The 6,488-nt window shown below is 45.5% G+C and carries 8 protein-coding genes and 1 pseudogene; all 9 read left to right on the top strand.

From position 1 onward, the window contains the following. Positions 1-224: pseudogene (locus QZV24_RS09715) on the top strand (NAD(+)/NADH kinase); the annotation flags it as partial. After that, positions 221-784, top strand: coding sequence for a class I SAM-dependent methyltransferase (locus QZV24_RS09710; RefSeq protein ID WP_294523329.1), 564 nt, complete (start codon positions 221-223; stop codon positions 782-784). The pseudogene QZV24_RS09715 and the gene QZV24_RS09710, both read left to right, overlap by 4 nt. A 3-nt stretch (positions 785-787) precedes the next feature. Beyond that, positions 788-1,249, top strand: coding sequence for an arginine repressor (gene argR / locus QZV24_RS09705; protein WP_290656555.1), 462 nt, complete (start codon positions 788-790; stop codon positions 1,247-1,249). A 35-nt stretch (positions 1,250-1,284) separates the two neighbouring features. After that, positions 1,285-2,991 (top strand): DNA repair protein RecN, encoded by a 1,707-nt coding sequence (gene recN / locus QZV24_RS09700; RefSeq protein ID WP_294523325.1) that lies wholly within the window; start codon positions 1,285-1,287, stop codon positions 2,989-2,991. A gap of 39 nt (positions 2,992-3,030) precedes the next feature. Next, positions 3,031-3,576 (top strand): NUDIX domain-containing protein, encoded by a 546-nt coding sequence (locus QZV24_RS09695; RefSeq protein WP_294523324.1) that lies wholly within the window; start codon positions 3,031-3,033, stop codon positions 3,574-3,576. 12 nt (positions 3,577-3,588) lie between these two features. Continuing rightward, a complete protein-coding gene (locus tag QZV24_RS09690) occupies positions 3,589-4,221 on the top strand; it encodes a site-2 protease family protein (protein WP_294523322.1) in 633 nt (210 codons plus the stop codon). A gap of 40 nt (positions 4,222-4,261) precedes the next feature. Next, positions 4,262-5,350, top strand: coding sequence for a tryptophan--tRNA ligase (trpS, locus tag QZV24_RS09685; RefSeq protein WP_294523320.1), 1,089 nt, complete (start codon positions 4,262-4,264; stop codon positions 5,348-5,350). A 5-nt stretch (positions 5,351-5,355) separates the two neighbouring features. Beyond that, complete coding sequence (locus QZV24_RS09680) at positions 5,356-6,087, top strand: ScpA family protein (protein WP_294523318.1); 732 nt, start codon at positions 5,356-5,358, stop codon at positions 6,085-6,087. Then, the coding region (gene scpB / locus QZV24_RS09675) for an SMC-Scp complex subunit ScpB (RefSeq protein WP_294523317.1) at positions 6,084-6,488 on the top strand (405 nt) is incomplete at its 3' end. The genes QZV24_RS09680 and scpB, both read left to right, overlap by 4 nt.

Raw genomic sequence — 6,488 nt, 5'->3', positions numbered from 1 at the left:
TGGATGCCCGTCCAATGATTATTCCGGACACGGATGAGGTACAGATTTATATTGCGGCTGTTCATCAGGATATTCAGATGACCTTTGATGGTCAGGAAAGCTTTCAGTTGTTGCCGGGAGATGTGGTGTATATCCGCAAGGGGAAAAATCCGGCCAGAATAATCAAATTTGGCGATAAAAACTATTATGATACTTTAAAAAATAAATTATGGGGGAATACATGATGCAGACTGCGGTAAATATGCTGACCATTGCCCAGGGCGTGTGGGCAAAATCGTTGGAAACAGCCAAGGTAGTAGTGGATGCCACATCAGGTGCTGGTAAGGACACTTTGTATCTGGCCCGGCACAAGCGGCCTGATGCCCATATATATGCTTTTGATGTACAACCTATGGCTATGCTTCAGACCAAGAAAACAACTGAAGAGTACAGGGATGAAATAACCTATGTTTTGGATAGTCATGAGAATATCAGTCAGGTGATTCGGGAGAAGCTGGATCTGGTGGTATTTAATCTTGGTTATCTGCCAGGGGGGGACCATTCCATTACCACAGTGCCGGAGGTAACGGTAAAGGCCGTGGAAAAGGCTATGGAGCAGCTGGCCGTAAACGGAGTCATTTCCATTATGGTTTATCCTGGTCATCCAGCCGGCAAGGAGGAAGGGGTTCATCTCCTTATTCTTTTGGAGGAGCTGCCAAAGGAAGATTATTCTGTAGTAAAATGTCAGCTGTCAAATCATGATGAAACAGCCCCTTATCTGTATTTGATAGAAAAAGTGAGGTAACATATGAAGGCTCATAGACAATCTAAAATACGGCAGATTATCGAAAATCAGATAATTGAGACTCAGGAGGATTTGGCAGCAGCCCTACGGGCCAGGGATATAGAGGTAACTCAGGCCACTGTTTCCCGTGATATTAAGGATATGCAGCTGGTAAAAATTCCTTATGGCAACGGAAAATATCGTTATGCCTATCCGGTGGATTCCCAAACCCTGCATTCTGAGGACAGGATGCAGCGAATTTTCAAGGAAATGGTCAAGAAGATTGATTACAGCGAAAATATAATTGTTATAAAAACTATGCCTGGAACGGCCAATTCCGTCTGCATTGCCTTGGATAATGCCCGTTGGCCGGAAATTATCGGCACAGTGGCTGGTGATGATACGATTTTGGCTGTGGTGAAGCAAATAAATCAGGTGGAGGGCATTGTCCTGAAGCTGGAAGCCATGAGCATGGGTATCAAATGATATATTGACTGTTAGGAAACTGGGAGATATAGATAATGCTCAATACGCTTACTATATGGAATTTTGCTCTCTTGGAGCAGGTTCAGATAGATTTTGACAAGGGATTAAACATATTAACAGGTGAAACTGGTGCCGGTAAGTCAATTTTGATTGACGCTTTGGGGGCCATATTGGGGAATCGGCTGTCGTCGGAGCTTATCCGAACCGGAGCAGATTGGCTGCGGGTGGAAGCAATATTTAATATTGACCATCAGGAGAATATTATTGGCTTTTTAAATGAAAATGCCATTGATGTGCCGGATGGTGAGCTTATAATTACCAGGCAGATAACCAGCAATGGCCGGGGAACCATTCTGGTCAACGGTTGCCATACCACAGTGGCTGTGCTGAAAAAGTTGGGAACTATGCTGGTGGATATTCATGGCCAAAATGAAAATCTGGCGCTGTTGAATACGGCCAATCAGTTTAAGCTGGTGGATGGTTCAGATGACCGAATCGAAGTGGCTTTGGCTGAATATCAAAAATCCTTTGGTATGCTGCGTCAGAAAGAAAATCAGCTGGAGGAAAAGCAGCAGAATTCGGCTGACAATGAGCAGAAAATCGATATGCTGAAATGGCAGCTTCAGGAAATAGAAGCGGCACAGCTTCAGGATGGTGAAGATGAGGAATTGGAGCATGAGATAAAGAAGCTGGCCAATGGTGAGAAAATATCCCGTCATATAGCTGAAGCCTGTGAACAGCTTTATGGCGGAGCAAGCACCGGAACCGGAGTTGTCAGTGGGCTGGAGGTTGTTCTGGAAAATCTGAAGGATTTATCCCGCTATGATGAATCACTGGATAAGGTGACCAATACTCTGCAGGAGGCCTATGCCCAGATAAAGGAAGCCGCCTATGAAGTAAGGGATTACGGTGACGATTTGGACTTTGATCCTCGGCTGCTGGATAAGCTGCAGGGGCGGATGGATGTAATAGATAAGCTTAGGAAAAAATATGGTGCTACCATCGGGGATATATTGGCTTTTGCCGATAAGGCCCAGGAGCAGCTGTTTGAAATAGAAAATTATGATGCAGATATTGAGGCTTTGACCAAGGACATTGCTGTGGCCAAGGCTGAAGCCGAAAAAAATGCCGGTCGGCTTACGGAGTTAAGAAAACAAGCCAGTGATCGTTTGGCCATGGCTATTGAGGACCATTTGCATGCCTTGGGGATGCCGGATGCCAGTTTGGAATTTGCCATCACCGATGCTCCGTTAAATAATTTGGGGGCTGATGAGCTGGAAATCCTGTTTTCTGCTAATCCTGGCCAACCTCCCCGGCCAATTCAGAAGGTGGCCTCCGGCGGTGAGCTTTCCCGTATTGTACTGGCCATCAAGGCGGTAACGGCTTTTCGGGATGATTCTCCGGCCAGCATGGTTTTTGATGAAATTGACACCGGCATAGGTGGCAAGACGGCTCAGATGGTGGCTGAACGGATTGCGATGATTGCGGCCGGAAAGCAGGTGCTTTGCATTACCCATTTGCCACAGATTGCCTGTATGGCGGATGTACATTTGTATATCAGAAAGCAGGTGGCCAATGGCCAAACCTATACCAATGTTTCGGCCCTCAGTCAGGGGGAGCGGGTGAATGAAATTGCCCGGATGGCTTCTGGTGTAGATGTGTCAGCGGCTTCGCTGGATAATGCCCGGGAAATGCTGGTAAATGCTGAAACCAGAAAGAAACAGTATGCAGGTGGCAAATAATCTGCTAATATTATACTTGTTGTGGCTGGGAGGCTAATAATGTACGAGGATTTGATTGAGACCAAGCTGGAAAGTGAAAATATATTTGACGGCAATTTGCTTCATATCAAAAAAGATAAAGTAAAACTGCCAAATGGCGGTGAAGCGTATCGGGAATGGGTAAAGCACCCTGGGGCTGCAGCGGTTATTCCCCTTACCGATCAGGGGGAAATCATTCTGGTCCGTCAGTATCGCTATCCTATTGATGAGGTAACTTTGGAGATTCCGGCTGGTAAACTGGATGTTTCCGGTGAGGATCCATTGGAGTGTGCCAAGCGGGAATTAAGTGAAGAAACAGGCTATACGGCCCAGGAGTACAAATTTTTGTCCAAGCTGGCCACCTCGGTGGGCTTTTCTGATGAAGTGATTTATATCTATGCAGCCAAAGGGCTGAAAGCCGGTACCCAGCATACAGATGAGGATGAGTTTATAAATGTGGTAAAGGTGCCATTGGCAGAAGCTGTGGAAATGGTTCTGGATGGACGCATCAATGATGGCAAGTCCGTTACAGCGATTTTTATGCTTGATCGGATGATGAATAAATAATTGGAGGATATTATGTTTGATTTTAGTATAATGGGTCTGGTGGCGGGATTGCCTGGATTGCTGTTGGCACTGGTATTGCATGAATATGCTCATGCCAGGGTGGCGGTTGCCATGGGTGATTTTACCCCAAAGATTACAGGACGCCTTACCTTGAATCCAGTAGCCCATATTGATATTATAGGTCTTATTATGTTGCTGGTGGCACATTTTGGCTGGGCTAAGCCGGTGATGGTTAATCCCCGAAACTTTAAGGATATGCGTCGGGGTAATATTTTGGTGGCTTTGGCTGGTCCTATGGCCAATTTCATCACGGCTTTTATTGCCATGTTTGTTTATATGCTGCTTTTCAAGCTGAACATGGGCATGTCCTTGGGGGTTAAGACTGTTTTGTCAATGATTGTGCTGTTTAATATCAATTTTGGCATATTCAATCTTATTCCGTTGCCACCTCTGGATGGCTCCAAGATTTTACTGGAATTTTTGCCTAATGAATACGCCTATAAATATATGGGGCTGGAGCGCTACAGCTTTATAATTCTTATCGTTATGATAATGACACCGGTTTTAAGTGGTATTTTAATTCCGTTGTCCCGGTTTATTTTAGGGCTTTATGAGGCAATTATTACTTTGATACTTCATGTATAAACATTTTACATAATAAATTTTGAGAGGGGTTTCTTGATAGATGGAAAAGATTATTTTGACAGGTGACAGACCAACCGGAAGATTGCACATTGGACACTATGTAGGGTCCTTGAAGCGTCGGGTAGAGCTGCAGAATTCCGGTGAGTTTGATAAGATTTATATTATGATTGCCGATGTGCAGGCTTTGACGGATAACTTTGAAAATCCGGAAAAGGTGCGCCAGAATATTTTGGAGGTTGCGCTGGATTATTTGTCTGTTGGCCTTGACCCGGCCAAGTCTACCTTGTTTATTCAGTCCCAGGTTCCTCAGCTTACTGAGCTTACCACCTATTATATGAATTTGGTATCAGTTTCCCGGGTGGAGCGTAATCCTACCGTTAAGGCCGAAATACAGCAGAAGAACTTTGAAAAGAGTATTCCGGTAGGCTTCTTTACTTATCCAATCAGCCAGGCTTCCGATATTACTGCTTTTAAGGCCACTTTGGTACCAGTTGGGGAGGACCAGCTGCCAATGCTGGAGCAGACCAAGGAAATAGTTCGCCGTTTCAATATGATTTATGGCGGGGAAGCCCTGGTGGAACCGGAGATTATGCTGCCGGAGAACGAAACATGCCGTCGTTTGCCTGGTACAGATGGCAAGGCCAAGATGTCCAAATCCATCGGAAACTGCATTTATCTGTCTGACGATGCGGAAACGGTTCGCAAGAAGGTTATGGATATGTACACTGACCCAACTCACATCAAGGTATCTGATCCGGGGCATGTGGAGGGCAATGCAGTATTTACTTATTTGGATGCTTTTAGCAAGCCGGAGCACTTTGAGAAGTATCTGCCGGAATACAAGAGTCTGGATGAGCTGAAGGAACATTACACCAGAGGTGGACTTGGTGATGTGAAAATCAAGAAGTTCCTGAACAGCATTTTGCAGGAGGAGCTGGAACCAATCCGGGCGCGTCGTAAGGAATATGAAAAGGATATTGCCGGTGTATACGAAATCTTAAAGGCTGGTAGTGCTGAAGCCAGACGAGTAGCCGAAAACACCCTGCAGGATGTAAGAAACGCCATGAAGATAAACTACTTTGCTGATGAAGAGCTTATCAAGGCGCAGACCGAAAAATACAAGGGATAAACTATATGGAAAAGTATTCAGTAAGGCTGGATAGCTTCGAGGGGCCGATGGAGCTCCTGATGCACCTTATTGAGAAGAACAAAATCGATATTTATGATATTCCGATAGCTGAGCTGACGGAGCAGTATATCGAGTATTTGGACCAGTTTCGGGAATTTAATCTGGAAATTGCCAGCGAGTTTTTGTTGATGGCTACAACGCTGTTGCAAATCAAGTCCAGAATGATGCTGCCAAAGCCACCCAAATCCCAAACGACGGATGAGACTGATGACATTGACCCAAGACAGGAGCTTATCGAACGGATTTTGGAATACAAACGATACAAGGAAGTCAGTAGTGTTTTGGGGGATATGCAGGCCCAGCAGGAGCGGTTTTTCACCCGCCAGCCTATGGAACTGCCGGTTCATCATCTGCCACCGGATAATCTGTCCATGATGGATTTGCTGAGTGCTTTCAATAATGTGTTAGCAATGCATCGGGAGCTGAAAATTCCCGACGCGCTGGTAGAGCCGGAGGAATTTACCGTACCGGAAAAGATGGAGCTGCTGCTGTCACTTTTAAATAAGCATGAGGGGAAATTGTCCTTTGAGGAAGCATTCAGTTCCGATAACCGGTCTGAACTGATTACAACTTTTTTGGCCATGCTGGAGCTGATAAAGCTGAAAAGTATCCGGGTATGGCAGCAGGATAAATTTTCAGAGATTTATATTTCAATCAGAGTTGGTGAAAACGAATGAACTTGGATGAACTGATGGCACCGTTGGAGGCTGTGCTGTTTGCCAGCGGGGATCCGGTTTCGGTTCAGCAGTTACGGGCAATCTTTGATATAGATGCGGAAAGTCTGAATGAATTGCTGGTAAGTCTCCAGCAGAAACTGGAGGAACGACATAGTGGTCTGATTGTGCAGCAAGTGGCTGGTGGCTGGCAGATGGCTACCAGGCAGGAAGTTTTTTCCTATGTGGAAAAGCTGACTGAGACCAAGGATAAAAAACTGTCGGCGGCGGCGATGGAGACCCTGTCAATTATTGCTTTCAAGCAGCCGATTACCAAACAGGAAATTGAGCATATAAGAGGCGTTCATATTGAAAAGGTACTGGCCAAGCTCATAGAGCTGGAACTGGTGCGGGAGCTGGGACGA

This window comes from uncultured Anaerovibrio sp. (assembly GCA_902786545.1).
GTDB lineage: Bacteria > Bacillota > Negativicutes > Selenomonadales > Selenomonadaceae > Anaerovibrio.
The sequence above is the reverse complement of the archived record's forward strand: the minus strand, read 5'-3'. Positions and strand labels throughout refer to the sequence as shown.